This is a genomic window from Maritimimonas sp. 2304DJ26-3 (assembly GCF_056591635.1).
Map to the genome: position 1 here is coordinate 774282 of NZ_JBWQOK010000001.1, position 24241 is coordinate 798522.

Genomic DNA, 24241 nt, shown 5'->3' on the forward strand with positions numbered 1-24241 from the left:
TTTAACAGAATGATTAACAAAGTTAGGGTTCGTTTTGCGCCTAGTCCCACAGGTCCATTACATATTGGCGGTATTAGAACTGCCTTATTCAACTATTTATTTGCTAAAAAACACAATGGTACTTTTACTTTAAGAATAGAGGATACTGATCAAACTCGTTATGTAGAAGGTGCCGAAAACTATATTGTTGAAGCTTTAAATTGGTTAAACATTCCTTTTGATGAAGGTCCTGAAACTGGTGGAGATTTTGGTCCATATAGACAATCTGAACGTAAAGATATTTATCAAAAATATATACAACAACTACTAGGTTCTGGGAATGCTTATTATGCTTTTGACACTTCTGAAAAACTAGATTTTCACAGAAAGGATCATGAAGCAAAAGGTAAAACCTTTATCTACAATTGGCATAATCGTTTAAAGTTAGACAACTCTTTATCACTTGCCAAGGAAGAGGTACAGCAACGAATTAATGCGGGTGAAAAATATGTCATCCGGTTTAAATCACCTCAAGATGAAACTTTGATTTTAAACGATTTAATTCGTGGTGAAATTAAGATTGATACCAACATTTTAGATGATAAAATTCTGTTTAAATCAGACGGAATGCCGACATATCATTTAGCAAATATTGTTGATGACCATTTAATGGAAATTTCACATGTTATTCGTGGTGAAGAGTGGCTGCCCTCTTTGGCTTTGCATGTTTTACTATACAGGGCTTTTGACTGGAATACTCCAGAATTTGCTCATCTACCCTTAATATTAAAGCCTGTTGGTAAAGGAAAATTAAGCAAGCGAGATGGTGATAAAATGGGTTTCCCAGTATTCCCTTTAGAATGGAAAACTGATGCAGATGTTTCAAATGGTTATAGAGAAGGTGGTTATTTTCCAGAAGCAGTAATTAATATGCTAGCTTTATTAGGTTGGAATGAAGGCGAAGGAACTGAAAAAGAAATGTATTCTTTAGAAGAATTAATAAGTGTTTTTACTTTAGAAAATGTAAGTAAATCTGGTGCTAAATTCAACCCTGATAAGACAAAGTGGTTTAATCAACACTATTTACAACAAAAATCAGATATTGAACTCACCGGTTTGTTTATTCCAACCCTAGAAAAAGAATTACTTGAAGCTGCGGCTGATAAAGAAGCTGCAAAAGAGCAAATTCCTTTATTTATAGAAAATAACAATGGTTACGTTACTAAAGTTATTAGCTTAATTAAAGAGCGCGCTACGTTTGTTTCTGACTTCTGGGAACTCGGTAAATTCTTCTTTGTTGCTCCAACTTCTTACGATGAAAAAGTTGCTAAAAAAGCCTGGAAAGATGATACTTCTCAATTAATGTCTGAACTAATAACTCAATTAGAATATGTCGAAGATTTCTCAACTGAAAATTTAGAATCTGTTGTTAAAGAATGGATTACTTCTAAAGAAATTGGTTTTGGAAAAGTGATGCAACCTTTACGTTTAAGTTTGGTTGGTAAAATGAGTGGTCCTCATATTTTCGATATCATGGGTTTAATTGGTAAAGAAGAGACTATTAGTAGTATAGAAAGAGCAATTTCTACACTTTCTGTGTAAGTAAGCGTAATTTGAACGACTATTGATTTAAGCTAGCTTAAATCAATAATATGTCTCGAATATTACTTTTCTTTATCCTTCTTTTTTATAGTTCCTCCATTTTAGCTCAAGACGCTATTTACAAAATTGAATTTATTAGTAATTGGAGTAGTTCTACACACCCTAATATGTATCCTTCTGGATCTGCTCATTGGTCACCTCTAATTGGCACAACTCATAAAGATGCTGCCATTGTGTTTCAATTGGGTGTTACGGCTTCCGATGGGATAGAACAAGTAGCTGAAACTGGCGGGACCTCTATAATCTCCTCCGAAATTAACCTATTAATCGCTGCTGGTGTTGCGGATCAAGTAATTAGTGGGTCCGGTCTTGGATCTGGCCCTGGTACAATTACTATTAACAATATAAATCTTGATAGTGATTTTCCTTACATAAGCTTAATCACTATGATTGCTCCGAGTCCTGATTGGGTAGCAATGATTGGTAATCAAAAACTAACTGATACAAGTGGTGATTGGATCCAAAACATCTCGGTAGATGTATATGCTACTGATGCGGGTACCGATGCGGGTACAACATATAGTACTGGTGATGTTGATATAACACCTCATATTAACATGACAAGCTTACAAGGTGTAAGTCCTTTTTCTAACGAGATTATTGGAACTTTTGTATTTAATTTAGAACAGGTACTTTCTACTACTGAAGAAGATTTAGTAGATGCTATTTCATTATATCCAAATCCTGCAAAAGGAGAAGTTGCCATTTCTAATAAAGGGAATTATACTATTGAAAGAGCTGAAATTTATGCTATTAATGGTAAAAAAATACGCGAAATAAAAGAATTGAACAATCAGAAAAACATTGCTTTGAGTGGAATAAACAGTGGTGTTTATTTTCTAAGACTACAAACAGACCGAGGTAGTTTAAATAAAAAATTGGTCATTCAAGATTAGTCTTTTCTACTTTGGTTACAAAGTATTTAGTATCACCTAACCAAGCAAAAGTGTCAAAACGCTCTTTGTAAGTTAGTTTTACATTTTGACCCTGCATGTTTTTAAGTTTTTCTATCACTTCTTTCTCTGATTCTTCTACAGAAAAGTTAAACCGTTGTGATTCCGACACTCCTTGACTTATTTCTCCTTCCCAAGTTTTAAAAATGACACCTTTATGACTAATCTTAATCAATTCACCAGATCGATACCCCTCACTAAACGTTGCATAATAAATAAATAGAAAATAAATTGTGGTTAAAACAATTGCACTAGTAAGTATAATAAGTAATACCTTTTTCATCTGAGAAATTAATTTTTATAAATTTAAGTAATAATATTAAACCTGTAACTTTTTACAAAAATTGCGTCTTGTAAGTAGGTACTTTAAGTTGTATCTTTACGAGAATCATTAATCAAAATTGTTAAAAATCTAAAATTATGGAGTCATTATTCGGGTTTATACCCTTTATTTTTATCGGATTATTTTTACTTCCGTTGATCTTTTTTATTGTTAAACAACAAACCGCTGTTATTATTGAGCGTTTTGGTAAGTTTCAAAGTATTCGTCAATCTGGGTTACACTTAAAAATTCCTTTGGTAGATAGAATAGCGGGCAGGTTAAGCTTAAAAATTCAGCAACTAGACGTAATTGTAGAAACAAAAACACTAGATGATGTGTTTGTTAAACTAAAAGTTTCTGTGCAATACAAAGTAATTAAAGATAAAGTTTATGAAGCATTTTACAAGTTAGATTATCCTCATGACCAAATAACAAGTTATGTTTTTGATGTGGTTCGTGCAGAAGTACCAAAAATGAAGCTAGATGACGTATTTGTTAAAAAAGATGATATCGCAATAGCTGTTAAAACGGAATTGAATGATGCCATGATGACTTATGGTTATGATATCATTAAAACTTTAGTTACCGATATAGATCCTGATTCACAAGTAAAAGAAGCTATGAATAGAATTAACGCTTCTGAACGTGAAAAAATCGCTGCTCAATTTGAAGGTGATGCTGCTCGTATTTTAATTGTTGAGAAAGCAAAAGCTGAAGCTGAAAGTAAACGTCTCCAAGGTCAAGGTATCGCAGATCAGCGTAGAGAAATTGCGCGTGGTTTAGAAGAGTCTGTAGAAGTTTTAAATAAAGTAGGGATCAACTCGCAAGAGGCCTCTGCTTTAATTGTTGTTACTCAACATTATGATACACTACAGTCAATTGGGCAAGAAGTGAATAGTAATCTAATCTTATTACCTAATTCACCACAAGCTGGTAGTCAAATGTTAAACGATATGGTGGCGAGTTTCACTGCAAGTAATCAAATTGGTGAAGCTATGAAGAATGCAAAGAATAAGAAAAAAGATACTGAATAGTATTTCTTTAAACTAAAAAAGGCGCTTTAAAGCGCCTTTTTTACATACTATATGGTATTTATTCTTCTTTTTTGTCTTCGCCATCTTCTGTTTTAGTGGCGTCTTTAAATTCTTTGATACCTGTACCCAATCCCTTCATTAATTCAGGTAATTTTCGCCCTCCAAAAAGCAATAAAATAGCTAAGCCTATAATAATCCATTGCCATGGTCCTACAAATCCTAAAAATATCGTTGCTGTCATCATTTTATCTGTTTTACTAAGCAAATGTACTAATTAATTCAAAACGACTAATTATCCTTTGTTAATTATGTTTCCACCCATAATTTTCTTTTCGGTTACTTTACCAGGATTGCCTTTGTAATAAATATTTCCTCCAAATCTAACTTTAGCTTCAAGCATATCAGAAACTTTTACTTCTGCTCTTCCACCAGATGCTGAAGTTACCTCTGCACTGTCGGAGTCTAATTCATAACCTTCATAAACACCACCAGTTGTTATTTCTACCTCTTGGTCAGTAACTTTTCCGCGTAAGCGAATATTACCACCAGAAACAGCTTTAACAGTGGTATACTTAACATCTAAAACCAAATGAATATAAGCACCTTCTTGTGATCGAATTGTTACATTTTGTTGATTAAAGGTTTGATCTGAAAAGATGGCCGCCCCTTCGTTTGCATCTAAAATATCAAGGTCTTCTTTATAATAAAGCTTAATATTTACTTCTTTATCATTATAAATTTCTGGAAACTTTAAAAAGACTTTTAATTTACCATTGGTGTTTTTAACCGAGAGGTTTTCTTTCTTTTCACCTATTATTACAATTTTTTGTTCATCTGAGCGAATCAATTCTAAGGTAACTCCACTAAAAACTTTAAGGATGTTAAAATCGCCTAGATTAATGACCCGCTCTTGCGAAAAACTAACCGTTGAGCATAGTAAAAAAGCAAGTAAAAATAATTTCTTTGAGTTAAGTATCTGTTTCATTTTAAGAGGAGTTTGAATTCAAAGATAGCAACTTAATTTTTGACTAAAAAGTGTTTTGTATTTGTTAAAATTTGTGTTAAAACTTAATAAGAAATCAAGTCAAAATCTAAATGCTTACGTTCTAAATCCGTTTTTTTAACTTTTACAGTTACCTCATCACCTAATTGAATAAGGTTCTTTGTTGATTGGCCTATTAAAGCATATTGTTTTTCATCGTAGATATAATAATCTTCTTTAATATCTCTAATACGTACCATACCTTCGCACTTATTCTCAATGATCTCTACATAGATTCCCCATTCGGTTACACCAGAAATAACACCTTTAAATTCTTGATCTTGGTGGTCTTGCATATATTTTACCTGCATATATTTAATGGAGTCTCTCTCTGCTTTTGCAGCTAACATTTCTCTTTCTGAAGAATGTTTACACTTATCTTCGTATATATCAGCTTTAGGAGACTTTTTCCCATCAAGGTAATGTTGTAGTAAACGATGCGTCATTACGTCTGGATAACGTCTTATAGGAGATGTAAAATGGCTATAATAATCGAAAGCTAATCCGTAATGACCAATATTTTCTGTAGTATAAACCGCCTTGCTCATAGAGCGGATAGCTAATGTTTCTACCATATTTGCTTCACCTTTACCATGTACATCACTTAAAAGCTTATTTAATGAGTCTGATGTAGATTCTTTAGTTCGCGTATCAATCTTATACCCAAATTTGCTTATTATTGATTGTAATCCTGCTAGTTTTTCAGGATCTGGTTCATCATGCACACGATACACAAATGTTTTATTTGTAGGTGTACCATTATTATTTCTACCAATAAATTCGGCAACCTTTCTATTTGCTAATAACATGAATTCCTCAATTAATTTATTAGCATCTTTAGATTCTTTAAAGTAAACGCCCACTGGTTCTGCATGTTCATTTAGATTGAACTTCACTTCTACTCTATCGAATGTTATTGCGCCTTCTTTAAGACGGTTTTTACGAAGTATTTTAGCTAACTCATGAAATTTTAAAGTTGCTTCCACAATAGTATCATCAACTGTATATTCATTTCCCGTTAAAGAAACATTTGCTGGTATAATATTGTTCTTATTCTCGATGATGGCTTGAGCTTCTTCGTATGCAAAACGTTTATCTGAATATGTTACCGTTCTACCAAACCATTGATTCTTGAGTTCTGCGTTTTCATTCATTTCAAAAACAGCAGAAAACGTTAGTTTTTCTTCTTCTGGTCGTAGCGAACAAACACCATTTGATAATATTTCTGGCAACATCGGTACTACTCTATCCACCAAATAAACCGAAGTTGCTCTATGATATGCTTCTTTTTCTAAAATTGTTCCTTCTTGCACATAATGTGAAACGTCGGCAATATGAATACCGATTTCATAATTACCGTTTTCTAGTTTGGTAAATGATAAGGCATCATCAAAATCTTTTGCATCTTTAGGATCAATGGTAAACGTAAGATCGCTTCGCATATCTCTACGCTTCGCAATTTCCTCTTTTGTAATATTTATAGGTAATGTAGCGGCATCTTCTTCGACATTTTTAGGAAACTCATATGGAAGGTCATATTCTAATAAAATTGAATGGATTTCAGTATCGTGCTCGCCTGGTTTACCTAAAACCTGCGTAATTTTTCCAAAAGGATTTTTAGAGTTTTCTGGCCAATCAGTAATCTTTGCTGCTACTTTATCTCCGTGTTGAGCATCACCTAATTTACTTTTAGCGATAAAAATATCAGCATACATTTTAGGGTTGTCTGGCAATACAAACCCAAAGTTTTTACTCATTTGTAGCACACCTACAAATTCTGTTTTAGCGCGTTCTATAATTTCAATAACTTCACCTTCAAAACGATTGTTATTACGTCTTCTGTAAACATAAACTTTAACTGTATCATTATCTAAACCTGAGTTTAAATTGATAGACGGAATAAAAACATCGTGTTCTAGATCGTCTGAAATAAAATAAGCATTTCCATTAGAGGTAACATCTAAAATACCTGTATGATAATGTTCGTTTTGAATGATTTGATACTTACCTCTATCGGTTTCTTGTATACGCTCTTTGAGCTTAAGTTCTTCTAGTTTTTTTATAATTTGCTGCTTTCCGTTACCATCTTTTACATCAATATGAGCGGCTATTTGTTTATAGTTAAAAGATTTGGTTGAATTTTTGTTTAAGAATTTTAAAATTTTAGAAGCAAGGTCTTTAATTACACTTCCCTTTTTCTTATAAAAACCTTTCTTTTTTTTCCACATATATTTTATTCTGTTTAATTTAAATAAATGTACAAATAATAAATCGTTATCCTCAAGTTTTGTACTTTGCTAAATCTAATTTTTTAGCTATCGAAAATACTTGGTATATAATTGCAAATCCAACTTCTGGTAACGGTACTGTAAAAAAGAAATGGAATAAAATTTTAACTGCACTTAAAGCGAGTACATTAACTTATGAATTTTCTTTTTCAGAATATCATTTGCATGAAATCGAACTTGTTCATAAAGCTATTATAAAAGGGTATAAAAAATTTATAAGTATTGGTGGTGATGGTACTTTACATAATGTTGTAAACGGAATTATGTCTCAAAAAAAAATAAACCCATTAGATTTTAAAGTAGGAGTTATTCCTTTAGGTACTGGTAATGATTGGGTAAAAACATATAAAATACCTAAAAATATATCTAGAGCTATTGCAATTATAGAAAGTGAAAAAACTGTTTTTCAGGATATTGGTTTTATCAAATTATTAAATAGAAAAAAATCTGTTTATTTTAATAACCTTGCAGGAATGGGTTTTGATGGATTTGTAGTTAATAATATTCAAAAGTTTAAAAAATTTAAAGGTTTAAACTATCTTTTTGGTACCATTTTTAGTTTTTTAAATTATAAAAATAGTGAATTGACCATTGATGTTAGCAATCAAAAAATTACTACCAAATCATTATTAACATTAGTTGGTATTTGTCAATTTTCTGGTGGTGGTATGCAATTAACTAAAGATGTTAATACTAATGATGGATTGTTTGATATTTCTATAGCTAAAGATTTTACTATTCTCTCAATGTTACTAAATATTTCTAAATTCTTTAACGGTAAAATAACCAATCATAATCAAGTTGAAACCTATAAATCTTCTCAAATAAAAATAGAAAGTAATAACAATCAAACTTATATTCAAGCAGATGGAGAAATTATAGGTCAAGGTGGATTTATTGCTACCGTTCTTCCTAAGAGTTTACAATTTGTAACTGCATAAATAAGCCCTTAAAGAACAAACTGTAAAGGCTTAAAAGGGTATGAAATATTTGAAAAAATTCTTATTCTAAAACTATTTTTTGTTCTAATGATCCATTATTGGTAGTTAATCGTAATACATAGATGCCTCTAGGTAATCTAGATACATTAATTACATTATCATTTAATTCTACTTGTACTTGCTTACCTGTTACATCATATAATAGTGCTTGTTTTAATTCTAATCCATTTTTTAAATCAATACTTATTTTATCAGTACTTGGATTTGGATAGACAGAAATACTTGCTGTTAAATCACTTGGAGAAACATCATTACTTTTTTCTACTAACCCAGTGATTTTTCTAATTCTATTATTTCCACGATCAACTACATATAGATTATCATCTTTATCGAATGCTAACCCTGTTGGATTCTGTAATTCTGCTTCAGTAGCTAGACCACCATCACCTGAAAAACCAGCTTTTCCAGTACCAGCAACTGTTGAAATAATACCTGTAGTAATTTCTATTTTACGTATTCTATTATTTCCGCGATCAACAATATAAAGATTATTATTTTTATCAGTTACTAATCCTAATGGATTCGATAATTTAGAATCTTTAGCAAGTCTTCCATCACCAAAAAAATTATTTTCTCCATTGCCTGCAATAGTAGAAATAATACCAGAATTTAAATCTACTTTACGTATACGTTCATTTCCAGTATCAGAAATGTAAAGATTTTCATTATTATCTAAGGCTAATCCCGTTGGATTAGATAACTGTGCATTTTTAGCTAATTTACCATCACCAGAAAAACCTGCTTCACCTGTACCTGCAACATCAGAAATTTCTCCTGTAGCAAAATCTACTCTACGCACACTACTATCTCCATTTACAGAAACATATAAATTACCTGATTTATCAAAGACTACATTGAATGGGCCTGCCAAGCTTGCATTAATATTAGGTTGCTCTTTCTCAGATTTAGTACCAACTAAAGTAATGGATTTTCCAGAGTTAACGTTAACCTTTCTAATTCTAAGATTTGCCAATTCAGCAATATATAAGTTATCATACTCATCAAAAGTAACACCTGTTGGTGTTTTTAAGGCGTCTATAGCAAACTTATCTTCATTTCTAATAATGGTACTTATAATACCAGTTTCAGCATTTATTTTTCGAATACTATTATTATAAGTATCAGCTATATATAAATTTTGATTTTTATCGAATGTGAGATTAAAAGGTAAATTCAACCTTGCAGAAGTTGCTTTTTCTCCGTCACCAGAAAATCCGGTTTTACCATTTCCGGCTACTGTAGTTATTTGTTGTGTAAATAAAAATGTAGTACAAAACAAGAAAACTACTATCAAGTATTTTTTTTTCATAACTAAAAGGGATTATTTTTTATAGCAATTTTGATTGGCTAAATTACAATTATTTAAAACAGTTTTCTTAAAATTTTCTTAAAAAAAATGTAACAGAAATGTTAAAGCTTCGTCTTTATAATAAGAGAAGTACTTAAAAATGAAGAATTTCTATAAAATACTTTTAGCATTTATACTTTGCTTTTGCATCGGTTTATTTATTGGTTACTTATCAATAAATACAACCCTTTCAAAAACATCTTCAGATCATCTTGTTATTAAACCTCCTTCTACCAGTTTCCATAAGACTATTCAAGTTAGTTAAATTTACACTTTATTAACATTATTAATTAATAATATTATTTTCTTTTAAATATTTTAAAAAAGTTTAATAGTTATTATAGCTTGTTAATATGTTAAATAAAATAGTGAACATATATTTTGATATATCAGTTTTAAAAAAAGATTAAATATTAATTAACATGTTTTTTTATCTTAAGTTATTAATACTTAATAGAACTATAATAGTTATAAACATTTAGTTAATATCGAATTTAACAGTATTTCTTTAATATTTTAATTATCTAAAATTGTTAAAAAGGATTATAAATTATATAAATAACTATGCTTAAAAAAATCACAAAATAATTTGGATAGTATATTCTAATTTTTGTATTAAAAAGATTTATTAAACTTCAAAATCTTATTGTTAGAAACAATAGATATTTTATTAACATTTACTATAAATTTACATCTTATTGATAACTATAGTTTTATATTTTTTGATTAACAATAAGGTTAATTTATGTTTATAACATGGTTTTATAGTAAATTTGTAACATAATAACCTAATTATAATTATGAATATAGCTATTGGTAATGATCACGCCGGCACAGAGTATAAATTTGAAATTATTAAAGAACTAGAATCTAAAGGATATACAGTTTTAAATTTTGGAACGAATGAGTCGACGAGCGTTGACTATCCAGATTTTATTCATCCTGTAGCTACTGCTGTAGAAAATAAAAAAGCAGATTTAGGAATTATTATTTGTGGTAGTGGTAATGGTGCTCAAATGACTGCTAATAAGCATCAAAATATTAGAGCTGCCCTTTGTTGGAATAATGAACTAGTAGCTTTAGCCCGCCAACACAATAATGCAAATGTATTAAGCGTACCTGCCCGTTTTGTATCCATACATCAAGCTAAAGCATTTGTAGATATATTTACAACTACAGATTTTGAAGGTGGTCGCCATCAGAATAGAGTAAATAAAATAGCAACCACTTGTTAACTTATGCAATGGGTGTGTAAAAAGTTTGATGAGCTTACCTTAGAAGAATTTCATAATATTTTAAAATTACGAATAGATGTTTTTGTGGTAGAGCAAAAATGTGCTTATTATGAATTAGATAATAAAGATAAAAAAGCATTTCATTTATATGCTTTCGCGGAAGAAAATCCAACTCAAATAATTGCGTATTCCAGAATCTTTAAACTAGGTGATTACTATAAAGAAACTGCTTTTGGTAGAGTAGTTGTACATTCAGATTTCAGAGGAAAACACATAGGTCGCATCTTAGTTGAGAAAACAATTGATTTTATAAAAAATGAATTAAAAACCTCATTTATTAAAATTAGTGCACAGACCTATCTTAAAAATTTCTACAAATCTTTTGAATTTCAGCAAATAGGTGAAGAATATTTAGATGATGGAATTCCTCATATAGATATGCTTAAAAAAGATTATACCCAAATAATATAGAAAGTGAACTATAATCAGAATTTATAAAATTATAGTCACTTAAAATTTCCCTTTCAGTAAAGTATCTTATTTCAAAAGAGTATTTATTTGATAAATTATAACCAAAACCAAAAAGTAAATTAGGTCTTGATTTAATATCTAAATTTGGTAAAATTAAATCAAAATCGACTTCCGAATTTAAAGCAATATCTAAACTTAAGGCTGTATTAATGAATACTTTAGAGTTAGGATTTAAAAAAAAGTAATACCTCAATCCTATTGGTATTTCAATTGATTTATAATCTAAATTAGAAGTAACTTCAACAAAACTAACACCACCTACCCCTGAGGGAACATTAAAAACATTTTTAGAATTATAATATTGATAAGTTGGCTCTGTAAAAAGTGACCATTTTTTATTATTAAATGGTAATATATATTCTAGTTCTAACCCAAATTTAATATTTGATTCATTATTGTAGTTGTACTCAAAGTTATTGGATTCATTTTTTATAAATAGTCTAGAAAAATTTAAACCAGGCTTTAAATATATATTAAATTGACTTTTTTCTTTTTTTATATGTGAGGTTGTTTTTGAATCAAAACAGCTATTATATGCTGTAAAAAGTTTAACCAAACTATTTCTTTTATATTTTAAGTTATTAAAATCATTTAGATTTAAATTATCGCAATTTAAGTTATTCAAAAGCTGCTGTTTAAAACTATTGTTTTCTCCTATTTTATTATTATCAGTTAGATAATTTTTATAAACCAATTGATTTAGATTATCGTTAACCTTAAAAAAAAACCTAATTAAATCACTTTCTTTATAAATAAACAAACTTGCCTTACCTTCCAATAAAGATTTTAAGAACAGTACTTCTTCTTTAAATATTGGATTTTTCTCATTACTTAATTTACCTACCTTATTACTCGACCTATCTATTTTTACTTTAAACCTCACATATTTTGAAATTCCATTTATTCCAAATTCCTTTACTTTTGATATACTAACCTTTATTGGATTAGATTCTTTATTTAATTTATATTCAAATTCTTTTGGATTGTTTTTCCAATCTATGTTTTTAATAAAACAATCTATTTTAACCCCATCATTATTAGTAAAATAACCTTTTTCAAAATTTATTTGACTATAGATAAACAGATTTAAAAACAAGAAAATTGAAAGCAGATAAAATTTATTCATAATTGATAAAGATTTGATCTTTTAAAGAAAGATAACATGCTCAACAAATAAAAGTATTTCGCCTTAATATTCATAATTTAATAAGGCTAATTTTTGTACATTAGCATTTCTCATTTTACGAATAATTTTAAGCACGATTTATGGCAGAAGACAAAGAAAAAACAGCAAAATTAAAAGCGCTACAGCTTACATTAGATAAATTAGATAAGACATATGGAAAAGGTTCTGTAATGCGTCTTGGTGATGATGTTACCGAAGAAATAGATGCAATTTCTTCAGGTTCATTAGGGCTCGATCTAGCACTTGGTGTTGGAGGGTACCCTAGAGGTAGAGTAATAGAAATTTATGGACCAGAATCTTCAGGTAAAACAACATTAACACTCCATGCTATTGCAGAAGCTCAAAAAGCTGGAGGAATAGCAGCTTTTATTGATGCTGAACATGCATTTGATCGTTTTTATGCAGAAAGATTAGGAATAGAGGTTGGTGAACTTATTATTTCACAACCGGACCATGGTGAACAAGCGTTAGAAATTGCTGATAATTTGATTCGATCTGGCGCAGTAGATATTGTTGTTATTGACTCTGTTGCTGCACTAACTCCAAAGAGTGAAATTGAAGGCGAAATGGGTGACTCTAAAATGGGTCTTCACGCACGTTTAATGTCACAAGCTCTTCGTAAACTTACAGGTACAATTAGTAAAACAAATTGTACAGTAATCTTTATTAATCAGCTTCGCGAGAAGATAGGAGTAATGTTTGGTAATCCAGAAACTACAACTGGTGGTAACGCTTTAAAGTTTTATGCTTCAGTTCGTTTAGATATTAGACGAAGAACTCAAATTAAAGACGGTGACAAAGTTATTGGTAATAGCACTAAAGTAAAAGTGGTTAAAAATAAAGTTGCGCCACCGTTTCAAACAGCTGAATTTGATATTATGTATGGAGAAGGAATTTCTAAAGTAGGTGAAGTTCTAGATTTAGGTGTAGAATACGGAATTATTAAAAAAAGTGGTTCTTGGTTTAGTTATGGCGAAACAAAATTAGGGCAAGGAAGAGATGCTGTTAAACAATTAATAAAAGACAATCCTGATTTAGCTGAAGAATTAGAATCTAAGATATTAGAAGAAATAGGTTAGATTATTAAAATATATAAACTAAAAAATCCCACTCAATTTGAACGGGATTTTTTTTGTAATATATAATAATTAGTGTTTATTTATTCACTTGTTTAATATAACTTTCTAAAGCCATAGTCATAGAAGGTGTTTCAGGCGTTGGAGCAGCGATATCTACCCTTAAACCATTTTCTTCAGCAGCTTTTACCGTTGTGTTTCCAAAAACAGCAATTCGTGTTTTGTTTTGTTCAAAATCTGGAAAGTTTTCAAACAAAGACTGTATTCCAGAAGGACTAAAGAAAACTAAAATATCATAATAAACATTTTTAAGATCAGAAAGATCACTCACTACAGTTTTATATAGTATAGCTCTTTGCCAATTAACACTTAATTCATCTAAAATTTGAGGAACAATTGGCTTTAATTTATCCGCAGAAGGCAACAAGAACTTTTCATCTTTATGCTTTTTAATTTGCTTAGTAAGATCTTGAAAAGTACGCTCACCAACATAAATCTTACGCTTTCTATAAACAACATATTTTTGTAAATAGTAGGCAACCGCTTCAGACTGACAGAAATATTTCATATCATCTGGCACTTTAAAACGCATCTCTTCAGCTAATCTAAAATAGTTATCAACGGCATTTCTACTTGTAAATATAACAGCGGTAAAATTTGAAAAATCAATTTTTTGATTTCTTACCTCTCTAGCGCTTTCACCTTCTACATGAATAAAAGATCTAAAATCAATTTTAACTTTTTGCTTTTCAGATAAATTAAAATAAGGCGATGGTTTATCGTTGCTAGGAGCAGGCTGGGAAACTAAAATGGTTTTAACTTTCATACTCTTCTTATTATTTTAGTTTTTATAAAATGAATAACCTATATAACAGGATAATAGGTGCTATTTCAAGGGCGCAAAGGTACAAAATAAAATAGAAAAGTCTACTTAGAATCAATTTTTGATTGTTTCTAATAATAAGTACATAATAAATTAATAATAAGATTACTGCCGTAATGAATATAAAAAAAGAGATTTCAATCGAATTATATTTAAAATAAGTGGCAAAAATCAACAAAGGAAAAATCAACAAGGAAAAATTACTTAAATAGCTAATTTTTAGATAAGTAACATATTCAAATTCCTTTTCCTTTTCAAAAAGAATGGCAAATAATTTTCCTACAAAGAAGCGTACAACAAAGAAGGTAAACACACCGGTAAGAATGGTCAAAAAAAACGAAAACTCTAATTCATTAGCAACAGAATTAAAGGCTTTGTTTGATATAAAAATAGTTATAGAGAAGATAAAAACCTGTATAACACCAAAGATTATATGAAAAGAATTGGTCAATAGTGGTGTTTGCTTTTGATAAATTACCAAATAGTTTTTTGAATAAATTAAAGAAAAAAGCCTTGAAAAGCGTTCACTATTTATTTGTTTAGAAGCGACAAACAAGCCAAAAAGCAATACAAAAATTAAGGTAATCCAATCTTTATTTATAAATATACGTTCAGAGACTTCTATCATTAAAAACCGACTCTTTTAAAGGGAGAATGTTAACACAAAATTAGTAATTAAAAGTTTTATCTTTGGCAACTAAATTTATAAAATGCAAGATACACTTGTAATTATACCTACTTATAACGAAAAAGATAATATAGAGAATATTATTAAAGCGGTGTTTTTACAAGATAATTACTTGCATATTTTAGTTGTCGATGACTCATCACCTGATAAAACTTATGAGATTGTCAGGAAGTTACAAAAGATTTTTCCTGAAAGATTACATTTAGAAATAAAAAAAGAAAAAAAGGGTCTCGGAGATGCTTATATTCATGGTTTCAAATGGGCTTTAGAGAGAGATTATCAGTATATTATTGAAATGGATGCTGATTTTTCACATGACCCTCACGATTTGATAAGACTCTATAATACATGTAGAATAGAAGAAAATGACATCTCTGTCGGATCGAGATATGTTAACAATCAGGTAAATGTGATTAATTGGGATATAAAGCGCTTGTTACTTTCATATTTTGCTTCTAGATATGTACGATTTGTAACACGTATTCCTATCAATGATACAACGGCTGGCTTTGTTTGTTATAAGCGAAAAGTACTGGAAACAATTCGGCTAGATAAAATAAAGTTTATAGGATATGCTTTTCAGATTGAAATGAAATTTAAAGCTTGGAAACATGGCTTTAAAATCAAAGAAATTCCAGTAATTTTTACCGATAGAAAGTATGGAGAGTCTAAGATGAATGGAAGAATTATTAATGAAGCGGTATTTGGAGTACTAACAATGCGATTAAAAGGGTTACCTAACAAATAATGAAAAAGACACTCATAAAAAATGCTACAATCATTAACGAAGGCGTAAACTTTATTGGTGATGTTTTGATAGAGGGTAATTTTATAAAAGAAATAAACGCTGAAATTAATGACGAAAATGCAGAAGTTATTGATTCAAGTGGAAAACTACTCATACCTGGAATAATCGATGATCAGGTACATTTTCGCGAACCAGGATTAACACATAAAGGTAATATTGAAACAGAAAGTAGGGCGGCTGTTGCCGGGGGAATTACCAGCTTTATTGAAATGCCGAATACTGTACCGCAAGCAACAACGCAAGAATTACTAGAAGAAAAATTTGAAATAGCATCAAAAGTATCTTATGCTAATTACTCATTTATGTTTGGTGGTACGAATGATAATTTAGAAGAATTGTTAAAAACAGATCCTCAAAAAGTAGCAGCTATTAAATTATTTTTAGGCTCATCAACAGGTAATATGTTGGTAGATAATGAAGAAGTATTACGTAAGATATTTTCATCAACTAAAATGGTTATTGCTGTGCATTGTGAAGATGAAGAGACTATTCGTAGAAATTTATCAGAAGCTAAAGCAAGATATGGTGATGATATTCCTATTGAATTACATCCTAAAATAAGAAGCGAAGAAGCTTGTTATTTATCATCTTCTAGAGCAATAGCATTAGCTAAAGAAACAGGCGCACGTTTACATGTATTTCACCTTTCGACCGCTAAGGAAACGGAGCAATTTAGAAATGATATTCCGTTAGAAGAAAAACAAATTACTGCCGAAGTCTGTACGCATCACTTATGGTTTGATGATTCAGATTATAAAGAGAAAGGAACACATATTAAGTGGAACCCAGCAGTAAAAACAAAAGAGGATAAAGAAGGTCTATGGAAAGCCTTATTAGATGATAGAATAGATGTATTAGCAACAGATCACGCTCCACATACCATTAAAGAAAAAGATCAAGTCTATACTAAAGCACCAAGTGGCGGACCACTTGTTCAACATGCTTTATTGGCTATGCTAGAAGCACATAAGCAAGGAAAAATATTGTTAGAAAAGATTGTTGAGAAGATGTGTCATAATCCTGCAAAACTATTCCAAATTGAAAAAAGAGGATTTATAAAAGAAGGCTATTATGCCGATCTAGTTTTAATTGATCAGAATAAACCACAAACTGTTTCTAAAGAGAATATTTTATATAAATGCGGTTGGTCTCCTTTTGAGGGTACTACATTTAGTTCAACTGTTTCTCATACTTTTGTAAATGGGCAGCTTATTTATAACCAAGGAAAGTTTAATGATAATGAAAGAGGAAAACGTTTAACTTTTAACAGATAGTTTTTGAATAGAATAGTAGTCATAATAAGTGTTTTAATGATGGTTTCCTGCACCAGCAGGACAATCTATAAAAAGCCAGATGATTTGATACCTAAAGATCAAATGATTGATTTATGGACTGATATATATATTGCTTATGGAACACGTGGTGTTAAAAACAAGAAACTTGAACGAAAAATTAGCTACTTACCGCTTGTTTATACTAAATATCAGATAGATAGTACGCGCTTTATGCGAAGTAATATTTATTATACTTCTAAAGTTGAGCGATATGAAGACATGTTCAAAAAAGTAGAAAAGAACCTCAAAAGTTTACGTGATTCTTATGATCCAGATATGGTGGGTATAGACCCAAAATTGCCTATTTATAAACGTGATTCAATTCGCAGAGCAAGAAAATTTAAAAAAGATGACGAATTACAAGATGTATTGCTTGATAAAAAAACAAAACGAAAACAAATTATCAAGAAATAACGCTTTTATCATTTTGATATGATCTGCAAACATCCTCAATACCCTGCGTAATAAGCTCAAAATTATAGCCTATGGCTTTTTTCAATTTACCAGCATTATAATAACTTTTATTGTGACCAGCTCTTGCAGAATGTTTAGTTAATAAAGGTTTTCTTCCTGTTAAAGTACTTTTTAACCAGTCTAGTCTCCAAGCAATTTCACTTAAAAAAGGTGAAACTTGTATAGACGGTTTTTTAACCTGCAAACCATCAGCGATAGAAAATAATAGTGTTTTAAAAGAAATATTTTCAGAAACTAAAATAAAGCGTTCATTCTTAATATTGCTTTCCATGAGTAAAATCATTGGCTTTACTACATCTTTTACACTTACAAAACCAGTAATACCATTAGTGTAATATTTAAAACCATTTGCGATAGTCTTAAACAATTTACCTGTATTTATATCCCAAAAACCAGCTCCTAGAATTACCCCTGGATTTACAATTACAACATCTAATCCCTCCTGACTTGCACGCCAAACTTCCATCTCAGCACCATATTTTGAAATAGCGTAGCCATGATGCTTTTCCTCGGTGTTCCAATCATTTTCTTCACTTATAGGTTTATTGTTTAACGATTTCCCTACGGCTGCAACCGAACTTACAAAACAGAATTTTTTTACATTATGTTCAATAGAAAAGTTTACTATATTAGCTGTACCCGTAATATTAGTTTTACGCATTTCTCTATAATCTTTCGGATCAAAAGAAACAAAAGCAGCACAATGATAGACATGTAAAAAAGTATTTTTAAAAACTTCTTGTAATGAAGAAATATCATTAATATCAGCTTCTTTCCAGATTATTTTATCAAAAAATGCACCATCATCAGTATAATAACCAAACACTCGCTTTACCTGTTGTAAATCACTTGTTTTTCGACAAATAGCAACAATAGTATCAAACTCTAAACTAAGGTGATATAACAAGTGCGAACCCACTAATCCAGTACCTCCGGTAACTAAAATCATAGGGCGAATTTAGTCTTTTTTCTATTTGTCTTTTATCTTACTACTTATAAATATATCTTTGCCTAAATTTTAAAAAAATGACGAAGAATTTAGTAGAAGAATTACGCTGGCGTGGAATGATACATGATATAATGCCAGGCACCGAAGAGCAGTTACAGAAAGAAATGACAACAGCTTATATTGGTTTCGATCCTACTTCAGATTCGTTACATATAGGTAGCTTGGTACCTATTATTTTACTAAAACACATCTATAACAGCGGTCATAAACCTATTGCGTTGGTTGGTGGTGCTACGGGCATGATCGGCGACCCTTCTGGCAAGTCAGACGAGCGCAACTTGCTAAATGAAGAGCAATTGGCACATAATGTTAACGGGATAAAGAATACACTAGCTCGATTTTTAGATTTTAATACTGAAGCGAAAAATGCGCCGATTTTAGTTAACAACTACGATTGGATGAAAGGCTTTTCGTTTATTGATTTTGCTCGCGATGTGGGTAAACGCATTACCGTAAATTATATGATGGCGAAAGATTCAGTAAAAAAACGTGTTGGAGGAGAAGCTGGTAGCGGTATGAGTTTTACAGAATTTACCTATCAGCTAATTCAAGGATACGATTTTTACCATTTATACAAAGAGTACAATTGTCTACTACAAATGGGCGGTTCTGACCAGTGGGGAAACATTACTACTGGAACAGAATTAGTACGTAGAATGAATGCACCAGAAGAAGCTAAAGCTTTTGCTATGACATGCCCATTAATTACAAAAGCAGATGGTTCTAAGTTTGGAAAATCTGAAGGAGGTAATATATGGTTAGATGCAGATAAGACATCTGTCTATAAATTCTATCAGTTTTGGTTAAATACCACAGACGAGGATGCCGAAAAGTACATTAAAATCTTTACGTTTTTAGATAAGGCTACTATAGACACTTTGATAATTGAGCATAAGGAAGCTCCTCATATGCGCACTTTACAGAAAAAATTAGCTGAAGAAGTAACGACATTAGTACACAGTAAAGAGGAATTAGATAAGGCTATTACAGCATCAAATATTTTATTTGGAAGGTCTACTGCTGATGACTTAAAAAGTTTAGATGAACAAACCTTTTTAGATGTGTTTGATGGCGTACCGCAAGCAACAGTGCCTAAAGAGGACATTGAAAATGGATTAGACATGATAGCTGCATTAGCGGCTAAAACCAATTTTTTAAACTCCAATGGAGACGCTCGTAGAGCATTAAAAGAAAACGCTGTATGTGTAAATAAAGAAAAGGTAAGAGAAGATTATAGTATTACTACTAAAGATTTGATTGCAGACAGGTATGTGCTGTTGCAGCGTGGAAAAAAGAGCTATTTTTTACTAAAAATCGCAGATTAAGAGCTATTAATACTGTTAAAATACAAACTACTTAGTATTTTTTAAGAACAAAACGCCTTGTTTTTAGATAAAAAAACAGACCAAAAGGTATATTAGTTAAAAACTACTTTTTTTTGATTTCGCTTATCGGTTTGTGTATGGTTAGTTACGGAAAATCAGTTAGGATTTTCCGACGTACTCAAATGTAATTAATTCGAGTGAATTCCTACGAAGGAATTCCGCAGTAATTAATTATACACGTTGTTAGCCATAGTATTTTAAAAATCGAAAGGATTCTTGGTATTAGTAAAAGGACTTTCAAAGATTTTCCACTTGGTTGTTTTCAATAATTTTCCATCAATGTTCATAGGTGTGAACCTAACTTTATATTTACCTTTTTTATCAAAAGTAAAGGCTCCAGAACACATCCCATGTCCAACGTTAAGTTTTCCATTCCATTCCTTTATGTAATATGTTATTTTTCTGTTTATTTCTAAGTCAACAACTTCTGTTCTATACCAGATTTCAGAGTTCCCTTTATTTTGAGTTTTAAAAATTGCATTTGCAGATGGACCACAACCGTAATATTTTACTTCCGTTTTTTCAAATCCAACACTCAGGTTGGTATTCAGTGGGTTAATAAATTTTTTGCCTGTTGTTTTCCAAAAAACTTTTTCATGTTTCTTACTAAGGCGGTTATAATGTTTCATTTCTCTACTTTCACTCTCAGTTTGGTCAGAGAATCTTAAAAAGTAGGTGGTATTTGGCCGTAATTCCCTTACTGGTTTGAAGATTGCTTGAGTTAAATTCATTTGGCCTTTAAAGATTTCCACTAGATTTAATTCCACTAATTCTCCCCTCTCGCTCTCTAGATAGATCGTTCTATCTTTAAAGCTTTCAATCGTTTTTTGATTCATTGAATAACCTTCGATAATAAACATTGAATTCAAGCTAATTTCTTTTTGTTCAGGTAAAAAGTAAAGACCACTGAATGAACATTCAGCAATTGCTGATTTCATGCCAAAAGTTAAGACTAAAAAAAGGATGATTTTTTTCATGATGATGGTTTTACAATATCCATCAAATATCATTCCGTTCGTATTATGGCTAACGTTTAGGATATGAACCCGTTTTAATGGTTTATATCCACCGATAGCGAAGTTCGTCGAAAATTAGTTAAGAATCAAGATAAATTACTATCAAAAACACTTTGTTTTTTTTATTGTAGAAACATACTAATCAGTATGTATTCAAGGTAAAATCAATAATTTTTTAAGCAAATAAAACAAACCACTTAGGACTTTTTGTGTTCAAAGTGTTATATCAATGTAAATCTCAAACAAAAAGACGATGACACAAGAAATAAAACGAAAATTAACTAAACAAAAATTAATCGATAAAGGTTACGAACTAATCAATATGTATGGTTATCATGCAGTAAGTATCGATTTAATTATAAAAGAAGTTGGTTTAACAAAGGGCGCTTTTTACTACCATTTCGAAAATAAACATCATTTTGTTGAGACTATTATTCAAGAGCGTGTAGAAAAAGAAATTCATAGTGAGTTTATAGAACCTATTAACAAAAGAGGAAATCCTATCTTTATTTTAGGTGATTTATTACAAGATAAACTAATAAATGATGAATCTTTAAATCAAAATCTAGGCAGCCCAATAACCAATATGATTGTTGCATTAAGTTACGAACATAATGATTACAACCTAAAAAGTAAATTACACAATGTTTTAGATCAATGGAAGATAGCTATCATTAATTTACTATACCGAGGTATAGAAGACGGTTATCTAGCAAGACATATTAATACAGAACCAGTTGCAGAATTTATTATTAATTCTTTAGAAGGGGTTAGAACGCTTAAAAGAACCACTAATAATAAAGCATTGTTTTATAATTATATGGAACAGTTTAAAGCTTATTTAGATACATTAAAACCCGCAAAAGAAGAAAGAAGAACCTATTTAGAAGCTTCTTAGTTTTAAGATTTATACTTAATCTTTGCCCAGCTGGCATCAGCCTTTTTTATAAGCTTTGCAGGCATTTCTTCTTTCCAACTTTCAAAAGTATTGGTAAAATACGCATTATAGAATAAGTATAGCTTACCATTTCTAATTTCGAATGTTTTTGGATTGATACTTACTTTTTCGCCTTTATCTGCCATGGCATAAGCACACCACCCACCGTACTGAGGAACGTATTTAGAAGGGTTAGCCTTAAACTGTTCTAAGTTCTTTTGTGATGAAAAACGGTAATTAGCACCATCGTATTTATATTGATACTTTGAGCTTCCTTTAACAGCTTTATTAGAAAAATAGGATACAACATCATATCCGCTAGCAATAAAGTTCTTTTGCTCATTATAATCGATTTGCTGAGCAAATAAAATACTTGAAAGAACAAACAGAAAAGAAAAAAGATAGATTTTCATATTTAAAAATTTAGCATATGAGTCGACAGGCATATAGTTAAATTACAAAAGAGATTAAAAATAATTATAACGGTATAAAAGTTGATGAACTTTTAAAAACTCAAATATGAAGCCATTAATTATTCTACTCACCTTGCTTTTATTCTCCTCTTGTATCCCTTTAAGTATAGCTCCAAAAATTGAGAATGACAAAATAAAAATAGCCAGAAAGTTCAAAAAAGGTCTACCTAACCAACATGCATTCATTTTTGAAGACCCTAAAAATGCAGACGAATTCTACTATTTTATTAATGCCAAATTTGATCTAAATTACAAAGATGTTGAATGGAATGTTCCTTTTTTTATTGCTGGAAAAGAATATGGCTTAACTTTTTCTGAGATAGAAAAATCAACACAAACTATAAATATTTTGCCTCTTTTAGTTGATGCAGCGCTTGATAATAAAGACATAGATCCGATGCTTCAAGATTCTTATGCTTCTAGAAAAGGCCATTGGTATTTAATTTTAACGGTTTTAGACCAAGAAATGAAAGACTGTTTATCTCCTAAGTATAAAAACAGAGATGCAGTAGTTAAATATTTAAGAAATTTACGCGAAGAATATTTAACAACTAATGATTATAGAGTTGCTATGCTTAGAAATAAACTTATAAAGCATTAGTTAATCATTAAATTACAACCTCGTATATCCGAATGGTCAAAACGACCTAAAACCTCAAAAGTGCCATTTGTATAAACTTTACCTAGGTCTTGTGTTGCAATAAAAGAACATGAATTATAATTTGCAAGGTCAACAACATTAATTCCACCTGTAATATTACTTGGTAAAATGCTTAAGGCATCTTCTGTATCTCTAATTAAAACCTTCATCCATGGCGGACACTCAAAAACACCATTTCCTTTAGAATATGCTTGACTTAACAACTCTGTCATTCCATACTCTGAATGAATTTCAGAAGTGCCGAACCCATTTTTTAAAAGTGAATGTAATTCATTACGAATAAGTTCTTTTCGGCGCCCTTTCATACCGCCGGTTTCCATAATAATGGTATTATTTAACTTAAATTGATAATTTTCTATTAAGTCTAACAAAGCAAACGAAACACCAATTAACAGCACTTTTTGACCATTTTCATCTAAAAATTGCACTTTTTTTGCCAATTTGTGATGATTTCCGAGAAAAAACCCACTTTCTACGTTTTTTGAACGCATAATTAGATCATCTATCATATAAATTAATGATGACCCTTTTCGCTCCAAATAATTGGGTAACAAAGCCAACACCACATAATCTTCTATGTTACCATAAAACTGCTCGAAACCTTTCAGGTAACTTTTGGTATAAACCGAAATGTCGTTCACTAAATGTTTACTTACTGAACTTCCAGTTGTTCCAGAGCTGGTAAAAGTAATCTCAATGTAATCTTTAGATGATAAAACCTTATGCGTCTTAAAGAATTGAATTGGTAAAAAAGGTATTCTCTCAATAGTATTTATTTCAGAAGGATGAACATAGAGCAAATCGCAGAAAGAACGATATACCACATTATTCTCAAACTGATGTTCAAATACTTTTAAGGCTATATCCTTAAATTCTATTTCAGATTTTATGTTAAAAGGGTTAAAAGTCATATTTA

At 30.5% G+C, this 24241-nt stretch carries 25 protein-coding genes; 13 read left to right on the top strand and 12 right to left on the bottom strand.

Annotated elements, in window-relative coordinates; genetic code table 11:
• Positions 1–9 precede the first annotated feature (9 nt).
• Together gltX and AC1EUV_RS03610 are read left to right on the top strand one after the other, a co-directional pair.
• A complete protein-coding gene (gene gltX / locus AC1EUV_RS03605; protein ID WP_480197297.1) occupies positions 10–1581 on the top strand; it encodes a glutamate--tRNA ligase in 1572 nt (523 codons plus the stop codon).
• A 50-nt stretch (positions 1582–1631) separates the two neighbouring features.
• Entirely contained in the window at positions 1632–2537 is a 906-nt protein-coding gene (locus tag AC1EUV_RS03610) for a T9SS type A sorting domain-containing protein (protein ID WP_480197298.1), read from the top strand.
• Here the strand turns inward: AC1EUV_RS03610 and AC1EUV_RS03615 are convergent.
• A complete protein-coding gene (locus AC1EUV_RS03615) occupies positions 2524–2877 on the bottom strand; it encodes a 6-phosphogluconate dehydrogenase (RefSeq protein WP_480197299.1) in 354 nt (117 codons plus the stop codon). The genes AC1EUV_RS03610 and AC1EUV_RS03615 overlap by 14 nt on opposite strands.
• Before the next feature lie 137 nt (positions 2878–3014).
• Between AC1EUV_RS03615 and AC1EUV_RS03620 the strand changes: the two genes are divergently transcribed.
• A complete protein-coding gene (locus AC1EUV_RS03620) occupies positions 3015–3950 on the top strand; it encodes an SPFH domain-containing protein (RefSeq protein WP_480197300.1) in 936 nt (311 codons plus the stop codon).
• A 58-nt stretch (positions 3951–4008) separates the two neighbouring features.
• Here AC1EUV_RS03620 and tatA read toward each other — a convergent pair whose 3' ends face one another.
• The 3 genes from tatA to rnr all read right to left on the bottom strand — a co-directional run bounded on the left by tatA (position 4009) and on the right by rnr (position 7220).
• The gene (tatA, locus tag AC1EUV_RS03625; RefSeq protein WP_480197544.1) at positions 4009–4194 is read right to left on the bottom strand and encodes a twin-arginine translocase TatA/TatE family subunit; all 186 of its coding nucleotides are present in this window, start codon (positions 4192–4194) and stop codon (positions 4009–4011) included.
• A gap of 48 nt (positions 4195–4242) precedes the next feature.
• On the bottom strand, positions 4243–4935 hold the full coding sequence (locus AC1EUV_RS03630) for a head GIN domain-containing protein (protein ID WP_480197301.1): 693 nt from the start codon (positions 4933–4935) through the stop codon (positions 4243–4245).
• An 83-nt stretch (positions 4936–5018) separates the two neighbouring features.
• The gene (gene rnr, locus AC1EUV_RS03635) at positions 5019–7220 is read right to left on the bottom strand and encodes a ribonuclease R (RefSeq protein WP_480197302.1); all 2202 of its coding nucleotides are present in this window, start codon (positions 7218–7220) and stop codon (positions 5019–5021) included.
• A 59-nt stretch (positions 7221–7279) separates the two neighbouring features.
• On the opposite strand from rnr, the gene AC1EUV_RS03640 reads away from it, so the two are divergent.
• Complete coding sequence (locus AC1EUV_RS03640) at positions 7280–8221, top strand: diacylglycerol/lipid kinase family protein (protein ID WP_480197303.1); 942 nt, start codon at positions 7280–7282, stop codon at positions 8219–8221.
• 61 nt (positions 8222–8282) lie between these two features.
• On the opposite strand, the gene AC1EUV_RS03645 is transcribed toward AC1EUV_RS03640, so the two are convergent.
• A complete protein-coding gene (locus tag AC1EUV_RS03645; RefSeq protein ID WP_480197304.1) occupies positions 8283–9590 on the bottom strand; it encodes an NHL domain-containing protein in 1308 nt (435 codons plus the stop codon).
• An 839-nt stretch (positions 9591–10429) separates the two neighbouring features.
• On the opposite strand from AC1EUV_RS03645, the gene rpiB reads away from it, so the two are divergent.
• Entirely contained in the window at positions 10430–10864 is a 435-nt protein-coding gene (rpiB, locus tag AC1EUV_RS03650; protein ID WP_480197305.1) for a ribose 5-phosphate isomerase B, read from the top strand.
• A 3-nt stretch (positions 10865–10867) separates the two neighbouring features.
• Positions 10868–11335 (top strand): GNAT family N-acetyltransferase, encoded by a 468-nt coding sequence (locus tag AC1EUV_RS03655; RefSeq protein WP_480197306.1) that lies wholly within the window; start codon positions 10868–10870, stop codon positions 11333–11335.
• On the opposite strand, the gene AC1EUV_RS03660 is transcribed toward AC1EUV_RS03655, so the two are convergent.
• Complete coding sequence (locus AC1EUV_RS03660; RefSeq protein ID WP_480197307.1) at positions 11307–12521, bottom strand: porin family protein; 1215 nt, start codon at positions 12519–12521, stop codon at positions 11307–11309. The two genes, AC1EUV_RS03655 and AC1EUV_RS03660, sit on opposite strands and share 29 nt — an antisense overlap.
• 140 nt (positions 12522–12661) lie before the next feature.
• Between AC1EUV_RS03660 and recA the strand changes: the two genes are divergently transcribed.
• Positions 12662–13660 (top strand): recombinase RecA, encoded by a 999-nt coding sequence (gene recA, locus AC1EUV_RS03665; protein WP_480197308.1) that lies wholly within the window; start codon positions 12662–12664, stop codon positions 13658–13660.
• A 76-nt stretch (positions 13661–13736) separates the two neighbouring features.
• Here the strand turns inward: recA and AC1EUV_RS03670 are convergent, their stop codons facing one another.
• Together AC1EUV_RS03670 and AC1EUV_RS03675 are read right to left on the bottom strand one after the other, a co-directional pair.
• Positions 13737–14483 (bottom strand): uroporphyrinogen-III synthase, encoded by a 747-nt coding sequence (locus tag AC1EUV_RS03670; protein WP_480197309.1) that lies wholly within the window; start codon positions 14481–14483, stop codon positions 13737–13739.
• 22 nt (positions 14484–14505) lie between these two features.
• A complete protein-coding gene (locus AC1EUV_RS03675) occupies positions 14506–15168 on the bottom strand; it encodes a DUF4271 domain-containing protein (protein WP_480197310.1) in 663 nt (220 codons plus the stop codon).
• Positions 15169–15250: 82 nt separating this feature from the next.
• Here AC1EUV_RS03675 and AC1EUV_RS03680 point away from each other — a divergent pair, with 82 nt between their 5' ends.
• From AC1EUV_RS03680 to AC1EUV_RS03690, 3 genes are read left to right on the top strand one after another with little or no spacing between them, the layout of a single operon-like run.
• The gene (locus AC1EUV_RS03680; RefSeq protein WP_480197311.1) at positions 15251–15976 is read left to right on the top strand and encodes a polyprenol monophosphomannose synthase; all 726 of its coding nucleotides are present in this window, start codon (positions 15251–15253) and stop codon (positions 15974–15976) included.
• Positions 15976–17310 (top strand): dihydroorotase, encoded by a 1335-nt coding sequence (locus AC1EUV_RS03685; RefSeq protein ID WP_480197312.1) that lies wholly within the window; start codon positions 15976–15978, stop codon positions 17308–17310. Before AC1EUV_RS03680 ends, AC1EUV_RS03685 begins: the two co-directional genes overlap by 1 nt.
• Positions 17311–17313: 3 nt before the next feature.
• Entirely contained in the window at positions 17314–17784 is a 471-nt protein-coding gene (locus tag AC1EUV_RS03690) for a DUF4296 domain-containing protein (RefSeq protein ID WP_480197313.1), read from the top strand.
• Here AC1EUV_RS03690 and AC1EUV_RS03695 read toward each other — a convergent pair.
• Positions 17774–18793, bottom strand: coding sequence for an NAD-dependent epimerase/dehydratase family protein (locus AC1EUV_RS03695; RefSeq protein WP_480197314.1), 1020 nt, complete (start codon positions 18791–18793; stop codon positions 17774–17776). The two genes, AC1EUV_RS03690 and AC1EUV_RS03695, sit on opposite strands and share 11 nt — an antisense overlap.
• 77 nt (positions 18794–18870) lie before the next feature.
• Here AC1EUV_RS03695 and tyrS point away from each other — a divergent pair, with 77 nt between their 5' ends.
• Positions 18871–20178 (top strand): tyrosine--tRNA ligase, encoded by a 1308-nt coding sequence (gene tyrS, locus AC1EUV_RS03700; protein ID WP_480197315.1) that lies wholly within the window; start codon positions 18871–18873, stop codon positions 20176–20178.
• A gap of 257 nt (positions 20179–20435) precedes the next feature.
• Here the strand turns inward: tyrS and AC1EUV_RS03705 are convergent, their stop codons facing one another.
• The gene (locus tag AC1EUV_RS03705; RefSeq protein WP_480197316.1) at positions 20436–21215 is read right to left on the bottom strand and encodes a hypothetical protein; all 780 of its coding nucleotides are present in this window, start codon (positions 21213–21215) and stop codon (positions 20436–20438) included.
• Positions 21216–21507: 292 nt separating this feature from the next.
• Here AC1EUV_RS03705 and AC1EUV_RS03710 point away from each other — a divergent pair, with 292 nt between their 5' ends.
• The gene (locus AC1EUV_RS03710) at positions 21508–22152 is read left to right on the top strand and encodes a TetR/AcrR family transcriptional regulator (RefSeq protein ID WP_480197317.1); all 645 of its coding nucleotides are present in this window, start codon (positions 21508–21510) and stop codon (positions 22150–22152) included.
• Between the two features lie 2 nt (positions 22153–22154).
• Here the strand turns inward: AC1EUV_RS03710 and AC1EUV_RS03715 are convergent, their stop codons facing one another.
• Entirely contained in the window at positions 22155–22604 is a 450-nt protein-coding gene (locus AC1EUV_RS03715; RefSeq protein WP_480197318.1) for a YHS domain-containing (seleno)protein, read from the bottom strand.
• A 106-nt stretch (positions 22605–22710) separates the two neighbouring features.
• On the opposite strand from AC1EUV_RS03715, the gene AC1EUV_RS03720 reads away from it, so the two are divergent.
• Positions 22711–23265 (top strand): hypothetical protein, encoded by a 555-nt coding sequence (locus AC1EUV_RS03720; RefSeq protein ID WP_480197319.1) that lies wholly within the window; start codon positions 22711–22713, stop codon positions 23263–23265.
• On the opposite strand, the gene AC1EUV_RS03725 is transcribed toward AC1EUV_RS03720, so the two are convergent.
• Positions 23262–24236, bottom strand: a complete 975-nt coding sequence (locus AC1EUV_RS03725; RefSeq protein WP_480197320.1) for a LuxE/PaaK family acyltransferase — start codon at positions 24234–24236, stop codon at positions 23262–23264. The two genes, AC1EUV_RS03720 and AC1EUV_RS03725, sit on opposite strands and share 4 nt — an antisense overlap.
• Positions 24237–24241 lie beyond the last annotated feature (5 nt).